The organism is Mesorhizobium sp. CCNWLY176, from assembly GCF_037153935.1.
Lineage (GTDB): Bacteria > Pseudomonadota > Alphaproteobacteria > Rhizobiales > Rhizobiaceae > Mesorhizobium_M > Mesorhizobium_M zhangyense.
In genome coordinates this window covers 170,921-187,085 of record NZ_JBBBDZ010000011.1, presented here as the reverse complement: position 1 = coordinate 187,085, position 16,165 = coordinate 170,921, and the positions used below count along the sequence as shown (strand labels likewise).

The 16,165-nt window shown below is 59.1% G+C and carries 14 protein-coding genes and 1 riboswitch; of the genes, 3 read left to right on the top strand and 11 right to left on the bottom strand.

All coding sequences use genetic code 11. The annotated features are described in order from the left end of the window. Nucleotides 1-30 precede the first annotated feature (30 nt). The 3 genes from WBQ96_RS19185 to WBQ96_RS19175 form a co-directional block, all read right to left on the bottom strand. Nucleotides 31-294, bottom strand: a complete 264-nt coding sequence (locus WBQ96_RS19185; protein WP_336552771.1) for a hypothetical protein — start codon at nucleotides 292-294, stop codon at nucleotides 31-33. Next, complete coding sequence (locus WBQ96_RS19180; protein WP_336552772.1) at nucleotides 291-611, bottom strand: hypothetical protein; 321 nt, start codon at nucleotides 609-611, stop codon at nucleotides 291-293. The genes WBQ96_RS19185 and WBQ96_RS19180 overlap by 4 nt, the downstream gene beginning before the upstream one ends. A gap of 207 nt (nucleotides 612-818) precedes the next feature. After that, nucleotides 819-998 carry a hypothetical protein gene (locus WBQ96_RS19175; protein WP_336552773.1) on the bottom strand — a complete coding sequence of 60 codons (180 nt, stop codon included), beginning with the start codon at nucleotides 996-998 and terminating at the stop codon, nucleotides 819-821. A 247-nt stretch (nucleotides 999-1,245) separates the two neighbouring features. Here WBQ96_RS19175 and WBQ96_RS19170 point away from each other — a divergent pair, with 247 nt between their 5' ends. Further along, the gene (locus WBQ96_RS19170) at nucleotides 1,246-1,620 is read left to right on the top strand and encodes a hypothetical protein (protein ID WP_165121382.1); all 375 of its coding nucleotides are present in this window, start codon (nucleotides 1,246-1,248) and stop codon (nucleotides 1,618-1,620) included. 59 nt (nucleotides 1,621-1,679) lie between these two features. Here the strand turns inward: WBQ96_RS19170 and WBQ96_RS19165 are convergent, their stop codons facing one another. Genes WBQ96_RS19165 through WBQ96_RS19155 form a run of 3 tightly spaced genes read right to left on the bottom strand, consistent with a single transcriptional unit; the run spans nucleotide 1,680 to nucleotide 7,124 of the window. Beyond that, nucleotides 1,680-4,955 (bottom strand): error-prone DNA polymerase, encoded by a 3,276-nt coding sequence (locus tag WBQ96_RS19165; RefSeq protein ID WP_336552774.1) that lies wholly within the window; start codon nucleotides 4,953-4,955, stop codon nucleotides 1,680-1,682. Beyond that, nucleotides 4,952-6,475: a Y-family DNA polymerase gene (locus WBQ96_RS19160; protein ID WP_336552775.1), complete on the bottom strand. Its 1,524-nt coding sequence runs from the start codon at nucleotides 6,473-6,475 to the stop codon at nucleotides 4,952-4,954. The genes WBQ96_RS19165 and WBQ96_RS19160 overlap by 4 nt, the downstream gene beginning before the upstream one ends. Next, nucleotides 6,390-7,124 (bottom strand): ImuA family protein, encoded by a 735-nt coding sequence (locus tag WBQ96_RS19155; RefSeq protein WP_442920921.1) that lies wholly within the window; start codon nucleotides 7,122-7,124, stop codon nucleotides 6,390-6,392. Before WBQ96_RS19155 ends, WBQ96_RS19160 begins: the two co-directional genes overlap by 86 nt. Before the next feature lie 245 nt (nucleotides 7,125-7,369). On the opposite strand from WBQ96_RS19155, the gene WBQ96_RS19150 reads away from it, so the two are divergent. Further along, nucleotides 7,370-7,783 (top strand): nuclear transport factor 2 family protein, encoded by a 414-nt coding sequence (locus WBQ96_RS19150; RefSeq protein WP_336552777.1) that lies wholly within the window; start codon nucleotides 7,370-7,372, stop codon nucleotides 7,781-7,783. 240 nt (nucleotides 7,784-8,023) lie between these two features. Beyond that, nucleotides 8,024-11,524: a hypothetical protein gene (locus WBQ96_RS19145; RefSeq protein ID WP_336552778.1), complete on the top strand. Its 3,501-nt coding sequence runs from the start codon at nucleotides 8,024-8,026 to the stop codon at nucleotides 11,522-11,524. A gap of 130 nt (nucleotides 11,525-11,654) precedes the next feature. Here the strand turns inward: WBQ96_RS19145 and WBQ96_RS19140 are convergent, their stop codons facing one another. The 5 genes from WBQ96_RS19140 to WBQ96_RS19120 all read right to left on the bottom strand — a co-directional run bounded on the left by WBQ96_RS19140 (nucleotide 11,655) and on the right by WBQ96_RS19120 (nucleotide 15,987). After that, nucleotides 11,655-12,368 (bottom strand): SOS response-associated peptidase, encoded by a 714-nt coding sequence (locus WBQ96_RS19140; protein ID WP_336552779.1) that lies wholly within the window; start codon nucleotides 12,366-12,368, stop codon nucleotides 11,655-11,657. A 150-nt stretch (nucleotides 12,369-12,518) separates the two neighbouring features. Next, the gene (locus tag WBQ96_RS19135; RefSeq protein WP_336552780.1) at nucleotides 12,519-12,752 is read right to left on the bottom strand and encodes a hypothetical protein; all 234 of its coding nucleotides are present in this window, start codon (nucleotides 12,750-12,752) and stop codon (nucleotides 12,519-12,521) included. 333 nt (nucleotides 12,753-13,085) lie between these two features. Continuing rightward, a riboswitch (SAM riboswitch) is annotated at nucleotides 13,086-13,164 on the top strand. Beyond that, nucleotides 13,165-13,362, bottom strand: a complete 198-nt coding sequence (locus WBQ96_RS19130; protein ID WP_336552781.1) for a hypothetical protein — start codon at nucleotides 13,360-13,362, stop codon at nucleotides 13,165-13,167. Nucleotides 13,363-13,409: 47 nt separating this feature from the next. Continuing rightward, on the bottom strand, nucleotides 13,410-14,870 hold the full coding sequence (locus tag WBQ96_RS19125) for an integrase (protein ID WP_336552782.1): 1,461 nt from the start codon (nucleotides 14,868-14,870) through the stop codon (nucleotides 13,410-13,412). Then, a complete protein-coding gene (locus WBQ96_RS19120; RefSeq protein ID WP_442920858.1) occupies nucleotides 14,863-15,987 on the bottom strand; it encodes a tyrosine-type recombinase/integrase in 1,125 nt (374 codons plus the stop codon). The genes WBQ96_RS19125 and WBQ96_RS19120 overlap by 8 nt, the downstream gene beginning before the upstream one ends. Between the last annotated feature and the right edge of the window lie 178 nt (nucleotides 15,988-16,165).

The window sequence follows — 16,165 nt, the reverse complement described above, 5'->3', positions numbered from 1 at the left end:
TTAAGGATTTTTCTGCGGAGTGGGCGCACCTCACTCCATATCCGGCACATCGCCAGCCAGAAAGAGCGTTGTCGGCTCGCCATACTCCCCGATTGTCGGGTTGGCCTCCCGGCTCCAGGCAATTACTCCGGCATGCTTCCCTGCTAGTCCCTTCGCCGTTCTGATTGCGCGATCCTCGGTCTGCTGCTCCATCGGATCAAATGCCGGCTGAGGCTCGCCTTCCTCGTCTCGGTCGAACGCCATGACGACGATCAGCTTCGGCGCTTTCTGCTGCGGCAGGACGTTGTCGCTCATTTTCGAGCGCTTGGCGTGTCACGCAAGTTCAGATTTGACAATTCCAGTTCGGCGGTGTCTGGAACCTTATCCTTCGGCCACCCTTCGCAGCAGGCTTCCACCGCGGCGACATCGGCTTCCCGCCAGACGTCGCATATGTCGGAATTGTCTGGTCCTTCTCCCTCGAAGCCCTGAATATCCCAGCCTTCCATATCGAAATCTGCTTCCGCCGCCTGAAGCGGTGTCACGCCGGCCTTGTCGAACACCGCTTGCGCGTCAAGCAGGCCTCGAACGATTTCATCCGGTTTTGCACCTGGGATATGGATTGTGATCGACATTGTCTCACTCCTTTCCTAAAAGCCCGGCACCCTGTCTTTCTCAGATTCTTCGCGATGTTCGGTGGAGCAATACCAGAGCGTGCCGTACCGGGTGTTCACGCCAAACGGCGCAACTTTCTTGCAACCGCTGCTGTGGTCGCAAATGTGGTTCTCGATCTGTCTCGGGGCAACTGGTTGCCCGACCGTGCGGTTTTCGTCCGACATGGTTCAGACCAGCGATTTTGGCTTGCGGTCCTGGCGGTCGAGCTTCTCCTGAAGGTGTGCGTTCAAAACCATCTGTTCCTTCAGGGCTTTCATCATGTCGCCGCCGTGCAGGCGAACGAATTTCTCGGCGGTGGTCTGCAAAATTGCCTCTTGCCGAGCATCAAGCGTGACAATGTGGTCCATGGCGGGACCTCCTGTTAGGCATGGACTCCATAAGAACAAAATGAGAACATAGAGTCAAGTCAAGCTTTTACCGAAGCCTGGAGAGAAATGCGCGAGCGCATCACTGCTGCCGATGGGAGAACAATTGACGCGACCACTGCGCGCTGCCAGCAACGAACCATCCTGACAGGCTCCGGCCGCTTGCGATGTTATGGTCGGCAGGCGGATGGACGCGGTACCACAGCCAGTACATTTTCAGGAGTTCGCAATGTCCAAGGTAAACCGACGAAACTTGCTCCTCAGTTCAGCAGGTGCCATCATCGCATCGACCGTTGTCGGTGAGGAGAAGCGGCCGCGGCAACAGGTTCCGTCCCGAGAATTGCAGGCTTTGATCGAAACACATACGGCAACGTATGCGGCGTTCGGTCGGGCCATCCACGCAACGGGCGGTAAGGGCAGCGATCATGCGGAGGCCAGCCGAACTGAAGAAAGGGCGCTGGTGGCTCTCTGCTGTTATCCTGCAGTTTCCGATGCTGATCGCTGGGCCAAGGCCAAGTATCTTCTTAAAATCGAGCGGCGCGGAGAACTCGACCTTAAAGAGCATATGCAAGCCGTTCTACGTTCGACGATGTGGAGAGCATAGAGGTACGCCAGGGAGTACAAAATGCAGTCTTCAAAAGGGCTGCTCTGAAAGCAGTCACCTCAATGAAAATCCCTGGTTTTGACCTTGATGGTGTCGATATGACGGTCCGGAACGTAGACGTCCCGAGTCCGAATACCGCTTGGCGGCAGATCACGCGGATCGCGTGACGGGCTGCCGTGATGGAATTCATCGCCTCTGCCATGGGGGAGAGGAAACGGCGTTTCCCGTTCGCCGACGGTGGCGAGTTCCTTGGTCAAATCTTTCAGCTGGTGGGCAACCAGGTGCACGACTTCCCCCTCGCGCTGGATGCGGCCTTTGACGGCGATCATGGCTCCTGAAAGCACGATGCGACGGAATTTTTCGAAGACCTTCGGCCAGACGACCAGATTGGCGATTCCGGTCTCATCTTCGAGGGTAATGAACATGACGCCTTTGGCGCTGCCCGGGCGCTGACGTACCAGAACAATTCCCGCGGCTTCGAGCCAACGGCCGTCCCGGGCGTCCATGGCATCCCGACAAGAGATGATGCGCTGCCGATGAAGATCCTGGCGCAAGAACGCGACAGGGTGGCTCCGTAGTGTCAGCCCGACATGGCCATAGTCCTCGACCACTTCACCGCCAGCCGTCATGGGGCGTAGTTGGACCACGGGTTCCGTGATTTCCGGGACGATCTCTGCCTTGAGGCTGCTTGCCGCCGCAAAAAGAGGAAGCGGCTCGTCCCGCAGCGCCTTGATCGCCCACAATGCTTCCCGACGGGCAATCCCAAGGGAAGGGCGAAATGCGTCTGCTTCGGCGAGTTGGACGAGGGACGCTTGAGGGACTGCACCGCGCTGCCAGAGATCATCAACGGAAGCAAACAGTTCGTCGGCCCGGGAAGATACAATTGCCGCGCCATGGAGGTTGGCCAACCCTTTGACCATCCGAAATCCAAGACGTACTGCGAAGCGGCTGCCATCATCGGTCGGCTCAAGGCTGCAGTCCCATCGCGAAGCGTTGACACAGACAGGGCGTATATCGACGCCGTGGTCGCGTGCATCGCGCACGATCTGCGCGGGAGCATAAAACCCCATCGGCTGTGAGTTCAGAAGTGCAGCGCAAAAGACATCGGGATGCCAGCATTTGAGCCAGGCGCTCGCATAGGCGATCAGTGCGAAGGAGGCTGCGTGGCTTTCGGGAAAGCCGTAGGAACCAAAGCCTTCAAGTTGCTTGAAGGTTTTCTCGGCGAAATCCTGATCGTATCCATTGGCCACCATGCCGGCGATCAATTTTTGTCCGAACTTGGAGACGCCTCCGGTGTGTTTGAACGTCGCCATGCTCTTGCGCAGAAGATCGGCCTCGCCAGGCGTGAAGCCGGCGCATTCGATGGCAACGCGCATTGCCTGTTCCTGGAACAGGGGAACACCGAGTGTCTTGCCGAGAACTTTCTCGAGTTCTGGCTTGGGATAGTGGACTGGCTCCTGGCCGTTGCGACGGCGAAGGTAAGGGTGGACCATGTCGCCCTGGATCGGACCTGGCCGGACAATCGCAACCTGCACGACGAGGTCATAATAGGTGCGTGGCTTCAGCCGCGGCAGCATCGACATCTGTGCCCGTGACTCGATCTGGAAGGTGCCCAGTGTGTCGGCCTTGCGGATCATCGCATAGGTTCGTGGATCCTCCGCCGGTATCGTCGCCAGATCGAGATTGATGCCTTTATGGTCGCAAAGCATGTCCAGCCCGCGCTTCATGCAGGTCAGCATGCCAAGCGCCAGCACGTCGACTTTCATGAATTTCAGCGCATCGATATCGTCCTTGTCCCACTCGATGACCTGACGATCGACCATGGCGGCGGGCTCGATCGGGACCAGATCGTCAAGGCGGTCGTGGGTGAGCACGAAGCCTCCCGGATGCTGGCTGAGATGGCGTGGTGCACCCATCAGCTGTCGAGCAAGATCCAAGGTCAGGCGCAGGCGTCGGTCGGCAAGATTGAGGTTCAGGTCTTCGACGTGCTTCGGTTCGACGCCTTCCTCCGACCATCCCCATATCTGTGATGAAAGCACCTTGATCAGGTCCTCTGGCAATCCCAGGGCCTTGCCAACATCGCGAAGTGCTCCCTTCGAGCGGTACCGGATGACAGTCGAGCAAAGTGCGGCCCGATCGCGGCCGTAGGTGTCGAACACCCACTGCATGACGATCTCACGCCGCTCATGCTCGAAATCGACGTCGATATCGGGCGGCTCATGGCGCTCTTCGGAAACGAAGCGCTCGAACAAAAGATCGTTGCGCCCAGGGTCGATCGACGTGATGCCCAGAACGTAACAGACCGCCGAATTGGCGGCTGATCCACGGCCCTGGCAAAGAATATCCTTGGAACGGGCAAACCGGACGATCGCGTTCACCGTCAGGAAGTATGGTGCGTATTGCAGCTTTGCGATCAGCCGCAGTTCGTGCTCCAGGGTCTTACGCACACTGTCGGGCAGGCCTTCCGGATAGCGGCTTGCAGCGCATTCCCAGGTAAGTTTCTCCAGGGTTTGCTGGGGCGTGAGGGTCGGGTCGTCGCGCTCCTCGGGGTATTGATAGGCAAGCTCGTCGAGCGAGAAGCGGCACCGATCCGCAATCTCGATGCTGTTCGCCAAAGCCTCCGGATACCGTGCAAACAGCCGATGCATTTCCAGTGGCGGCTTGAGATAGCGGTCGGCGTGCCGTTCGCGCCTGTCGCCGAGCTCGTCGATCGTCACATTATGCCGGATGCAGGTGACAACGTCTTGCAGGATACGGCGGTCCGGGACGTGAAACAGGACATCGTTGGTGACAACGCAAGGCATGCCAATGCGACCGGCCATATTTGACAGGTCATAGAGACGGAGCTGGTCGTTTGGCCTGCGGCGCAGGGTGAGGGCGAGATAAGCTCTGTCCCCGAAAGCATCGCGCAGACGCCGCAACCACATGCCGCAAAGATCGTCGGCCTCGTTCGGAACAAGCACGGTGATGAGCCCCTCGCCATAGGAGACAAGGTCATCCCAGGCCAAAAGACATTTGCCTTTGCCGCCGCGTTTCTTGCCGAGGGAGAGCAGTCGGCAGAGGCGGGAATAGGCAGGCCGATCCACCGGATAGACAAGTACCGACATCCCGTCCGTGAGGTCCAGCCTGCAGCCGACGATGAGGCGGATACCTGTAGCCTTGGCCGCCTCATGCGCTCGAACGATGCCCGCAAGCGAATTGCGGTCGACGATACCCAGCGCCTCGATGCCATTTGCTACTGCCTCAGCGAAAAGCTCGTCGCAGGACGACGCTCCCCGCAAGAACGAGAAGTGCGACGTCACCTGCAGCTCGGCATATCGGATGGCGGCGTTCATCCGAAGATGCCATGCAGGAACCAGCGATGACTGCCCGTGTCTGCATTTTCGCCATCACCGGAACGAAAAATCCAGAAGCGTTCTCCCGCATCGTCCTCGACCTGAAAGTAATCCCTGACGGCAATCAGTTCGGCGTCGCGTTTCCACCATTCGCCAAAGACACGCTCGGGTCCGTCGGCACGACGTACCCGGCGGCGGATACCGCGCCATGTAAAGGAAACCGGGGGATGGTCGGGCAGAAGAGCGACCGTATCGATCGCCTCAGGCTTTGCAAGCAGCCGTGAAGGACGCGGCCAGCACCCGGGCCAGCTTGCTTCTGTCTCCGGGGCCATCGCGGGAATGCGGGCGACCGAGCGTTCAGGGACGTCACTGGCAACCGATGTTACACGAAACAACCTTTGCTCACCGACGCGATTGGTGAGGATATCAACAAGTCCGGAAACATCGGCCACGGGATCGTCGATCAGGCTTGTGACCTGCTGTTTCTGCTCGAAAGGTTCAACCGCCGTCGCAGCAAGCGTCATGATCTCGATGCCAAAGCCTGGCTCAATCGTTTCGATCTTGTCGCAGACCAGGCGCGTAAGACGCTTGGTGTCACGTACCGGCAATGCTGTACCGACGCGAATTGCCTGCACACGATTGTCGACGCGATGGCAGACCAGATCGAGGCGGCGTACGCCAACGCCGCGTTCTTCAAGGCGTTTGCAAAGCTCGGTGACAAGCTTGCCGATGTAGCGAGCAATCGTCTCGGCAGCACCGATCGGTTCGGCAAAGGCGCGTCGAACCTCGATCATGTCAGGTGGACGGATCGCATCGATTGGTTCGCGCGTGTCGCCGACCGCCTGATCGATGCGACGGCCAAGCTCGGGGCCAAAGCGCAAAGTCAGAGGTGCCCGCGGCTGTGCAAACAGATCAGAGGTCGTTCGAAATCCAAGAACCTGCAGGCCTGCGACAATATCTGATGACAGACGGAGTGCCGCAACCGGCAGCGGGCTGATTGCGGCCAAGCTCTTGCCGGGTTCGACAATCGAAATGGGTTCGCCCGCGTATCGAGCCACTGCATGGGCTGCACCCCAAGTGTCGGCGACAGCCGTCCTTGCGGCAATACCCGAGCCCGACAGGCGATGAATCATGTCGGCCAGCATTGCCCCTTCGCCGCCATGGAGGTGATCGCTTCCTGTTGTGTCGATGACTATCCCGTCAGGGGGGGCCGAGGCTACGACCGGGGCATAACGCTGCAACATCCATATCGCGAGACGTTCAAGGGCAGCCGCGTCGGCGTCCGGTTCGCCATCGAGGATGAGCAACCCAGGCACAAGCACCTGAGCCTTGGCAACAGGCATTCCGACGCGCAATCCGGCGCCATGGGCGGCGGCATCGAGTGCCTGCACGATCCGCCTGCTTCCGTCCCGGCCGACCAAAACCAATGGCTGGTCAGGCGGAGGCGAAGCGTCGCCCGAGTTCCTTCTGATGCGATCCGTTGGCCAGGTGGGCAGGAACAGCGAGACGACCCTTGTCATCGCACCCCTCCAACTCGAAATCCGCACTTTCGCCCGCACGAGCCCGGATTAACTCCACCAGCCAGCGTGCGCGGCCCACGCCCGGAACGGGCAGGGGAGTGGATGGCAGAACCGAGATGCGCCACCTTGTGACTGCTGCGGTCGGTTGCCCGAAATCGGCTGCTTCTGTCTGTCGTCGCCAGCGCCGCAAGGCGATGGCCAGAGTTCCAGATGCCTCCGCGGCAAGCTGAAGTCGCCGGGAGGCTGTCATTGTGAGATGCGCCACCTCGGCAATCGCAGCTCCAAGGCCTCCGTGACGTAGTCCTTCCTCGAAACAGGCAAGCACTGCTTTTTCGTCTCCGGCTTCGACATAGATCACCCGGTCCGGCGGCAGGCCTGCCTGGGCCAGTGCCGGCGCAAACAAATCTGGTCTCGTGATGCACCAAAGAATCTTGCCTTTCGTGCGAGCAGCGATACCGGCAACAAATAAAGCTGCAGCCGCGCCATCGATCGCGCCGTTTCCACCACCTGCAACCTCGTGAAGGGCTCCAAGAGCCAGTCCGTTTCCGGGCAGGCGCGCATCCATTGCTGCGACCCCGAAAGGAAGCACCGCCTTTGCGCGCTGATTGTTGCCTTCGATATGCCCAATGCTGGCGCGCAAGGATTCCACAGCGGGATTCAGCCGCACCAAAGTAACTCGCTCAATGTGAATGTTCGCTATTTGTTCTGCTCTTTTTGTAGAAGAGTCAAGAGGGAACCTTTGATGCCCAAAGCGGTCGATGTGCAGGCGTAACCGAATGGAGGACGCACCCGAACGGCCCCGATGAAGTCGATTTCGGTTCGGCCTCTCCGGAGTGGAAAGCGGACCTGCCAGCGTGTAAACTTGGTCAGCTGGGAGCGGTATCCGAGAAAACAATGGCACTGACCACGAAGCAGCTTTTTGAGAAACAGATCGATTGTGTCTGTCGCGGCGATCGTGAAGGGCAATTGAGTCTGTACCACGAGGACATCGAGTTCAACTTTCCATTCGCAACAGACCGACCCCGCAAGATTATCGGCAGAGAGGCGTTCGTCCGAGCCATGCAGCCATTGTGGGATCAAGCGGAAGCCGCCGGCATCCACATCATTGGATACAAAGGCGACGTTCATCAATCAGCTGATGATCCAGGCGGAGTCTTCGCCGAATTTGTGCTCAAAGTATCTATGCCCGACGGCACAACGCGGGACGTCCAGTTCGTTCAGAAGATGCGCGCCGCCGAAGGTAAGATAATCTCCGTGAACGAATATTTTTCATCGGCAGACCGCGCAACGATGACGTCTTCCCGGTAAATCGTCGCAGTAGAGGCGGCTTGGGGATCGGTTTCGTTCAGCACCTAGACCTGAATACCAAGCTGTCTCGAATTTGGTGGGAAGCCGACAGTCGGGTATCGAGTTCTTGGCGTCGGCCTAGCGCCACAAGCGGACCCTCGAAGCGCGACACGCCAGTACCCCTTGGGAAGCAGAGGCAGCTATGCCGAAAGTACAGCCGAAAACAGGCGTTGGCGGCATCTCGACTGAAGCAACTACGGGGTGAAGGCGCTCGACGACGGCGGTTATGCTGAGGTCTACCGGAATTCCGCGCAATCTCTTAGGCGCGCAATGCTTGATGAGAGTATTGCTGAGCGCCTTGTTCGTGCGGAGACGGCCGGCGAAGCGTCACGAGGTTTGATTTCCATAGTATTTCGGCGTTGTACGATTTGCCTCGCTAGTCCGGCGCACTCTATATTCGTGCGCATGACAGACGATGCACCCGAAGACCGCCCCCGATATGCGCCGTCCAGCTTTATGCGGGCGCGGCGTCCCTACCTGTATTCAGACACTAAGGGCGACGTCGAGTTCGCGCTGACGCGCGAGGTGCTGGCAAACCACCTCGATACGATCACGGCGCGCAATGAAGAGAATGTCTTCGAGAAATTCGCGCGCAAGCTGGCCGCCGTCGAAATATGCCCGAACTTGCGTCCGAACACCGGCCCTAGCGGCGGCGGTGATGGCAAGGTTGACACTGAAACCTATGAAGTCAGCGCGGGGATTGCCGACCGCTGGTATATCGGCCAGCTGGAGGCCGCATCCGAGCGCTGGGCGTTTGCGATCAGCGCAAAGGAAGCGTGGAAGGGCAAGGTCCGCAGCGACGTTAAGAAGATCGTCGAGACGGATCGCGGCTACACCAAAATTTACTTCATCACGAGCCGTAATGCGCGCGCGAAAGATCGGGCCGATATCGAAGCGGCGCTGCTGAAAGAGCATGGCGTAACGGTCACCATCCTCGATCAGGCCTGGGTTCTAGAGTGTGTGTTCGAGCACGGGCGCGTGCCGCTTGCCGTGACCGCCCTCGGCATGAGCGATGACCTAAAGCGCCAGATCACAGAAACCGGCCCGCTTGATCAAGAGCGCATCAAGCAGCTTGAGACGCTGGACGCGCAGATCTCGGATACGTCCCGGGCGCCGAGCCTTGTCGCTGAAGACATGCTGGAGGCCGCGCTCGCGGCCCGCGGCCTTGAACGGCCCCGCGCCGAAGTGGAGGGGCGTTTTACACAGGCCCGACGCTTTGCGCGAAAGGCCGGAAACCACCTGCTCGAATACAAGATCGTGTATAACTGGGCGTGGACTGCGAACTTCTGGTTCGATGACTTTGACCTTCTGTCGGAGCTTTACGGTGACGCCTTGGACCTCGTGGCGGACCTTGGCAACGCAGAGCTGATCTCCAAGCTGACAAACCTGTGGTCCGTGCTGCGCATGGCGGTGCTCGCCGGCGCTCTGGACGAAGCACAGGCCAAGATCCGGGAGCGCAAGGCTGCGCTCGCGAAAATGCTCGCAGGTATGGCGGCCGATGAGACACGGCCTAACAGCGCGCTGCATGCCCGCTCGCTGCAATTGTTCGTCGAGATGATCAATCGCCGCCATGAGCGCGCCGATGAGCCCATGGACGATATCTGGGTGGCGCTTCGCGAAGTGGTCACCGGCGCCGACGGATATGGCACGTTTCCTTTCGAAGAGCTCGCGGACTCGCTCACCGAGCTTGGGACCTATATCAAGGACAGTGGCGCGTTCGACGCGCTCTTTACCGTTATCGCAGAAGTGCAGGCACAGCGAACAGGTGAGGGTGAAGCGGCGGCCATGCTGGTGACCCGCGGCCATCAGAAGCTGGAGCAAGGCGAGCCCTACGAGGCGATCCGCTGGTTCGGCAAGGCGATCGACCGCCTTGTGAAGAAAGAGTTCGAACGCGAGCTGATGCTCGCGCTGGGCGGCCTTGCCATGGCGTACGACAAGGCCGGATTATGGTGGGCGGCGCGGGTCTGCGCGCTCTCCGTCATCAGCCATCAGGTAACCGCGGGCACCATGGTCGACGGCAGCCTCAGCGCAATCAGCCCCGCGATGCTGCACGGCCTTATGCGTATGGAGCTATCTCTTGGGCGAGTCGGCTATGCCATGCTCACGCATCAGCTTGAGCTAATCGTTCACAACGCACGTGGGATGAGCGACGAAGCCGCCGATCGGCGCCGTCATGGCAATGCGATGCTGATGAGCGCGCTGCTGATCAGAACGCCGTTCGAGCGGCGAGAAGACCTGACGAGTCTGCCCGATATTCTTGATCAGTATGCGCTGTTTGAAGCGGGGATGCCGGCGCTGTTCCTGCTTGGCCGGCTCGACCAGCTGCGAGAAGAAGGTTCGGTTCCGCCAGGTGTCGGCGATGACGAAGTGCATGCCCTCATGCAGTCGCTATGGGAAGCCGGTCCGGAACACGACATCCGAACAACGCCGAAGCTGACCCTCGATGACATGCGCGTGCTCTCAGCCCGCATCCTTGGCGTCAAGCTGACTTTTGAGACAGACGCAGATGTGCAGGGAATACAGATCGCGGAAGCGATCCTCGGTGTGATCGAAAGCTTCCTCGCCACAAGCCTCGGTGCGCGCGTGCTGCCAAACGTGGACAGGTTGACCGTGCGTGTGGCCGCGGATGCGGCGCATGTTGGCGCGCCCTCGATCCGGTTCGAGAGCGCGCGGGGCGCCTCAGTTGGCGTCATAACCTACAGCCGGGGCTTTGCAGGTGCGTCGCGGGAAGACGCCCAAGCCTTCCGCGATTTTTGCTATCAGGCGCTCGCCCTGATCGTTGGCCGCATGATGGGCTTCTCCGACCCCGAGCAGTGGCTTGAGAAACTTGCCGTCGAAGAGCGGGTGTTCGATCGTGCGCTCATCTTCTGCAACGTCCCGCTGATGACGCGCAACGTCTTCGGCGGAGACGTGCCCGTACCGTTTGCCCTCGCTGAGAAAGAGCCCGCCCTCTATCGGGATCAACGCACCCAAGCTTGGACGCCTATTGGCGACGAGCTGCCCGCAGGCCCGCCGGTCTTTGGCGAAGGCGAGCCGCCGCCGGGCAGCTTCGACATGAAGAAGATGCCGCATACCGCTTATGAGCTGCGCTCCCCGATCGAGGTGGAGACGTGGAACCGGGCGCAGTGGAACGGCTCAGCCTTCATGTACACGCCCGCGCCATATGACGACATTCCGTTCCTTGGCCTCTCCTTCGAAAACCGTGAAGCCGCCGAAGAGATTTTTGCCGGCTGGCATGCGCGTATCGGCAGCGACGATGGCACCGAGCATTTGCGGATCACCATCCTGCGTGGCGTAGATAACAAAGACTCCAATGCCTATTGTGTGTCGATCGGGCCGCCGATGCATTTCGGGGACAAGCCGAAAGACGGGCAACTGTTCGGCTACGTCACTCGCAACAACCGCATGTATCCCGCGAGTAACGCGCATCTGGAAGGCTTTCTGGACGCATACGCGCGCGCGGGAGCCTTCCTGCTCGTGCCGTTCCACTTGCCTGGAAAGCGCGGCCAGCCCATCCCGATCCCGGTCGAGCCAATTCCCATGCGCGAACTTCATGTGCGCCCGGCGTGGGAGGTTGGTGACAACGATCTCGATGTGATGGCGCTACGACCGGACGACGACCCGTACATACCACACGGCATCGAGAATCCGCCCGTGCTGCGCGCGCTGGCGCGCGTTCGCCGGATCAAGGTGACTGGCTGAGGACGAGCGACCGCTTAGGGCCAGAAGCTGACATAGACCGTGCCGGTCGCCAATGGCTGAAATGAGGCCAACTCTAGTCGGATGGCCTTCCCGGACTAAGTCCGTCATCTGAGCCACATTCGTTGCCGACTTAAAACAGGGATGGTTGCTCAGGGGCCGGCGGAACGCCCTGCGGAAACTTGATCTGCGTCGCGGGCTTGTTCACGACAATGAGGGCATCGTCAGGTGCTGGCCGCTGGAGCTTCCTGGCAGCCGGCCATGGCGCCATTAGCCACAGCTCAATTTCCTCTTCGGTTGTGAGGATGACCGGCATCGCCTTGTCATGGATCGGCCCGACGACGCCATTCGGTCGCGTGGTCAGGAAGCCGTACAGCTCAAAATCGCCTGGACCATCCTTGACCTTCCGCACACCCTGCCACCGCGTCCAGAGGCCGGCGAAAAAGAACAGCGGGCGGCTTTCGTCGCGGGCAAACCAGAAATTCCGCTGGATACCTGTCTCCGGGTCTTTGTCGCCCGGAGTAGGCGAGGGTTCGGCAAAGCTCGTCACCGGGACGACGCAGCGATTGCTGATGTCCAAATACTGCTGCCAATGGGAATATCGGGTCTGGCGGATGTTCGTCGTGCCGTAGTCGGCCTTTCCCTTCACACGTTCCACCGGGGTGGGCATGCCCCAAAGCAGATTGGCGACCTCGCGTTGGCCGTCTGGCGCGTTGCGGACCACAGGGGCAGGGGTGTTCGGGTAGATATCGATCGACGGTGGCAGGTTGCCAGACAGGTCGCGCATTGCGCGGGTCAGGTCACGTATCGCCTGTTGCGATGTGGTGATGTTGTACAGATTGCACATCGCGCGAGACTGCCCGCAAAACGGCTGGCGGGCAAGCGGGGTGGGCAGGGGGGTTAGGACTCCACATTCGGCGTCTGGTGGAAATCAGGACAGTGCGCAGGGATCGCTAGAATGGATCGGTCCCGTAGGTTTTGATGGTCTCGACCGTCCTCACCGCAACTGATCCTCTATGATCTCCCGAGCGGCCTCGAAAATCGGGCGCAGCTCGATCTCATCGCCCTGATGCTGCTCAAGCAGGAACAGCGCTTGTTCGTAGACTTCCCGGACTTCCCCGTCTGACAGAACGCCCTTCGCGCCGAGCATGCCGATTAGCGACGCCAAGATTGCAGCCGACGAAAGATCACTGGCGGCGATAGCATCGATGCGGGGATCTCGGTTCGACATGTCAATTTATTTCTTCCCATGTTTGCTGGCTGCCAGACGACACCACAGCCCGCCCGGTGCGCCTGTGACCGACACACCGTCGGCGCCTAGCGGAAATCAAATGTTGTGATCTAAATTTCGGCGTGTTGCGAAAAGCGTATTCTGGGGGCAGTATGCCTTGGCGACCCGAGAGGGAGATGGCTGTAACCACCTCCCTCCTGCGGGTATCGCTCCAAGCTGGTAACCGGGGTTTGCGGCTTTGGTCGTTTTCCAGGCGACGCCGCAAGCCCCATCCAGCGCTCGGAGAATCGGCGATATCCTGATTTTCCGCAAGTATCCGCGGGGCCTAAAGGGCCGTTATCCCGTGGTGATTTGGCCATTCCGCTTGCTGTCACGTTAAACAAGTCGCTAAAGGCGCCGATTCCCCGGAAGTCTACTTCTCCGGAAAATCCTCGATCGATCTCGGCCAGGGCAGGAAGTTGTCGTCGAATTCGTCACGCGAGAAGTAGTCCAGCGCTCTTTGCCCTTCCTTCGTTTCGAATAGACCGCACTGGGTTAGAAGCCAACCAACAACCTGGTAAGCCTCGCCGACCTTGTACTCGAGTTGCTCGATGCGTTCCGCGTCGGTCATGACGTTTCCTTCTTCGTGCTATTTCTGAGTTTTATAGACATTGCCGATCATTGTTCCCTCTGCTTCCTTGCTCGCGCTCGAGCCTTCGCAAACCTTTCGGCGGCCTCAAGATTGGCACGGTCATACACTGACGACGTCGTTCTCGTTCCAGTATGGCCTGCAACCTTAGCCGCATCGTCCGTGGACGCTCCTGCGGCGCGGCCTTCCGTAATGCCACTGGCGCGAATATCTCTCGCCCACACGTTAGCGGCAATTCCTGCGGCTTTTCGATCTAAGCGCCATTTTTCGCGAAATTTCGCAGCCACGTAGGGTCGGCCTGTTTCCTCTGAGACGATAAGTGATCCCCGGCGCTTGTCAGCCGGCCAATGGTTGAGTTCGTCGACCACCATAGGCGCCGAGGCGAGGGGGTAGGTAATCGTTCTCCCCGTCTTGGCGGATGTCTTTCCGGGGGCGTACCGAAGGACCAGATTCTCGTCGATGTCCTCCCATCGCACACCGAACCACATCATTCCGTTTTGCTGCACAGTCGACGTCCCGTTTTCGCTGACAGGCCACCACTGACCGATGACGTCAAAGAGGCGCAAGGTCGTTTCGTAGGCAACTGCATAAGCTAGAGCGGATGACGGTCGGCCATCTACATGGGCAGCACGACGCGCCTCTTCGATCTGCGTTGCAGTCAAAACGATCGCCCGCGGCTTCGGTCGCGGCAGTTTGCGTTTTGTGGCCTTCAGCACCTCAGAAAATGCGGAACATCCAGCAAAGCGCGAAGTGATGCCGAATGAAACGGCGGCATCCAATACAGAGACCGCCATCGTGGCGGCAGCCGGATGCCTGCCATGGCTCGACCACTCCCTATGCCACCGCTTTATGTCGACGCCGGTAATCTGATCGATCTTCTCGTTCCCTATCTGTGCTTCGATCGTCGACAAATAGTGGTCATACGGCTTCCTGGAGCCTGGCCGCAATTCCTTGTACGGACTTTCGGAACTGATCTGGTATGCCCTAATCAAGGATTTGAGCGTCCCGTCAAACTGGGATGTTTCCCCCCGTCTGACCGATAGCCATAGGAGCATATCGGACTGCAGGCTGGCACACCTTGCCGCGAGCATATCGGGATCATCGGCAATATAGCTCAGATTGACTGTCTTCGGTCGATACCCTGCCTTCACAGCATTTTGGTTCGGGATCCAATAGGGAGTTTTGCTTTTCCGCCGCTTTTGCCACACGAGGCCGGAGGCCTTAGTTATGCTCGAAGCAGGCCGCGCAGTGTTAGTTGGCTCTGGCGGTTGTGGCGGGCGCGCAGCAGCCAGATAGGCTTCGTAGAATTTCTGGACGAGCGACATGGGCCTACCGCCGTGAAAAGCGTCAATAGCCGGAAAGCCGGGCATTTCAAGAAGTCTCGGAAGGCGTTCCTTCTGCCATTTGGCAGCGCGCACCTTACCGACGATCACAACGGCAAGCTCTTCGTCGGTAGCGAATAGAGGAACGCGGGCGAATGGATCAGTCACGTCTCTTTCCCTTCAAATCATTCCTCGCGCCGGTTCCCTCGACCAGCTTTGCACTCCACGCCAGCGGATCTTGCCACCACGCCAACTTCCGCCAGGCGTCGGGCACAGGAAGCTTATTGATCGCCTCGATGAGCGGGGCTTGCGGCACGTTGGTGTAATGACGCGACATGTCGTCCGCTGCGTGGCCGAGTATCTGGTCCTTAATGTGCGGGTGCACACCGGCAATCACCAAGCCGGTGGAAACGGAGTGGCGCGCCGTATATAGAGAAATGTCGGAAATTCCAGAACGCTTGCGCGCGCCGAGGATCGCCGACTTCAAACCTCCACCGCCTTTCTGCACCTCTGTGTATGGTTTGTTGCGCGGCGTACGGAATATTCTCGCATCCTTGTCCAGGCTTTTGCGCTTCAGCAGCGATTCGAATAGAGGCGCCAGAAATTCATGCATCGGCACACCGCGTGGCTCTCCGGTCTTGGTGCTCTGCAGCACTATCCAACGGCCGTCGACGTTGACCTCGGATGCCTCAAGTGCGAAAAGTTCGATCGGTCGAAGGCCGGTAAAGAACAGAGCCGTCATCACCATGGCCGGAGCCGGCGACATCTTGGCAACAAATTGCGCCGCTCGTTCGTAGTCGACCGGCTCTGTGCCGCTGCGCTTGGGAGCCGACCGTACGGCGGTACCCTTCGGCTTGCGTGGCCGCTGCCATTTCCTGACGTCAGCCCACCCGTTCTTCGTGGCTTGATTCCAAATCGCGATAAATGGTGTGTAGATCTGTCTATTTCGTGTAGCCGCGGTGGTATTTGGAAACAGGCTGCTAGCGGCCCCGTCGAGGTCCGTTTGGTCTATCGCGTGTAATTTTGAGTTTCCAAAGCGCACGGCTAGGGCGGCCACAAAGCGGGGGGAGCAGCCTTGGGCCAGATAAGAATCGGCTGCATCTCGGAAAGTTTTGACAGCTTTCTTGCCGAACACGCTTTCCTGAAGCAGACGTCCTTCAGTAAGGATCCTTACGTCATCAGCAGCATCGCGGTCCGCGGTCTTGGTGGACGAATAGTATTGGATTCCCCGAACGGAACCCCGAAGGTACCAATATCCGCCGCGCTTGAAGAGCGTGAGGGGCATTTTTTCCATCCGTGACGTTCAAACTCATCACACGGATCGCACATACCAAAAGATAATACAATTCCTATAAGTTGTTGTTTCAAATATGCAAATTGGCATTTTTGTCATGTTGAAACATGCTTTCGGGCATATTGCTGATCGGTGTAGTTTATTGCACGCTTGGTTTTGGCAGATGCCT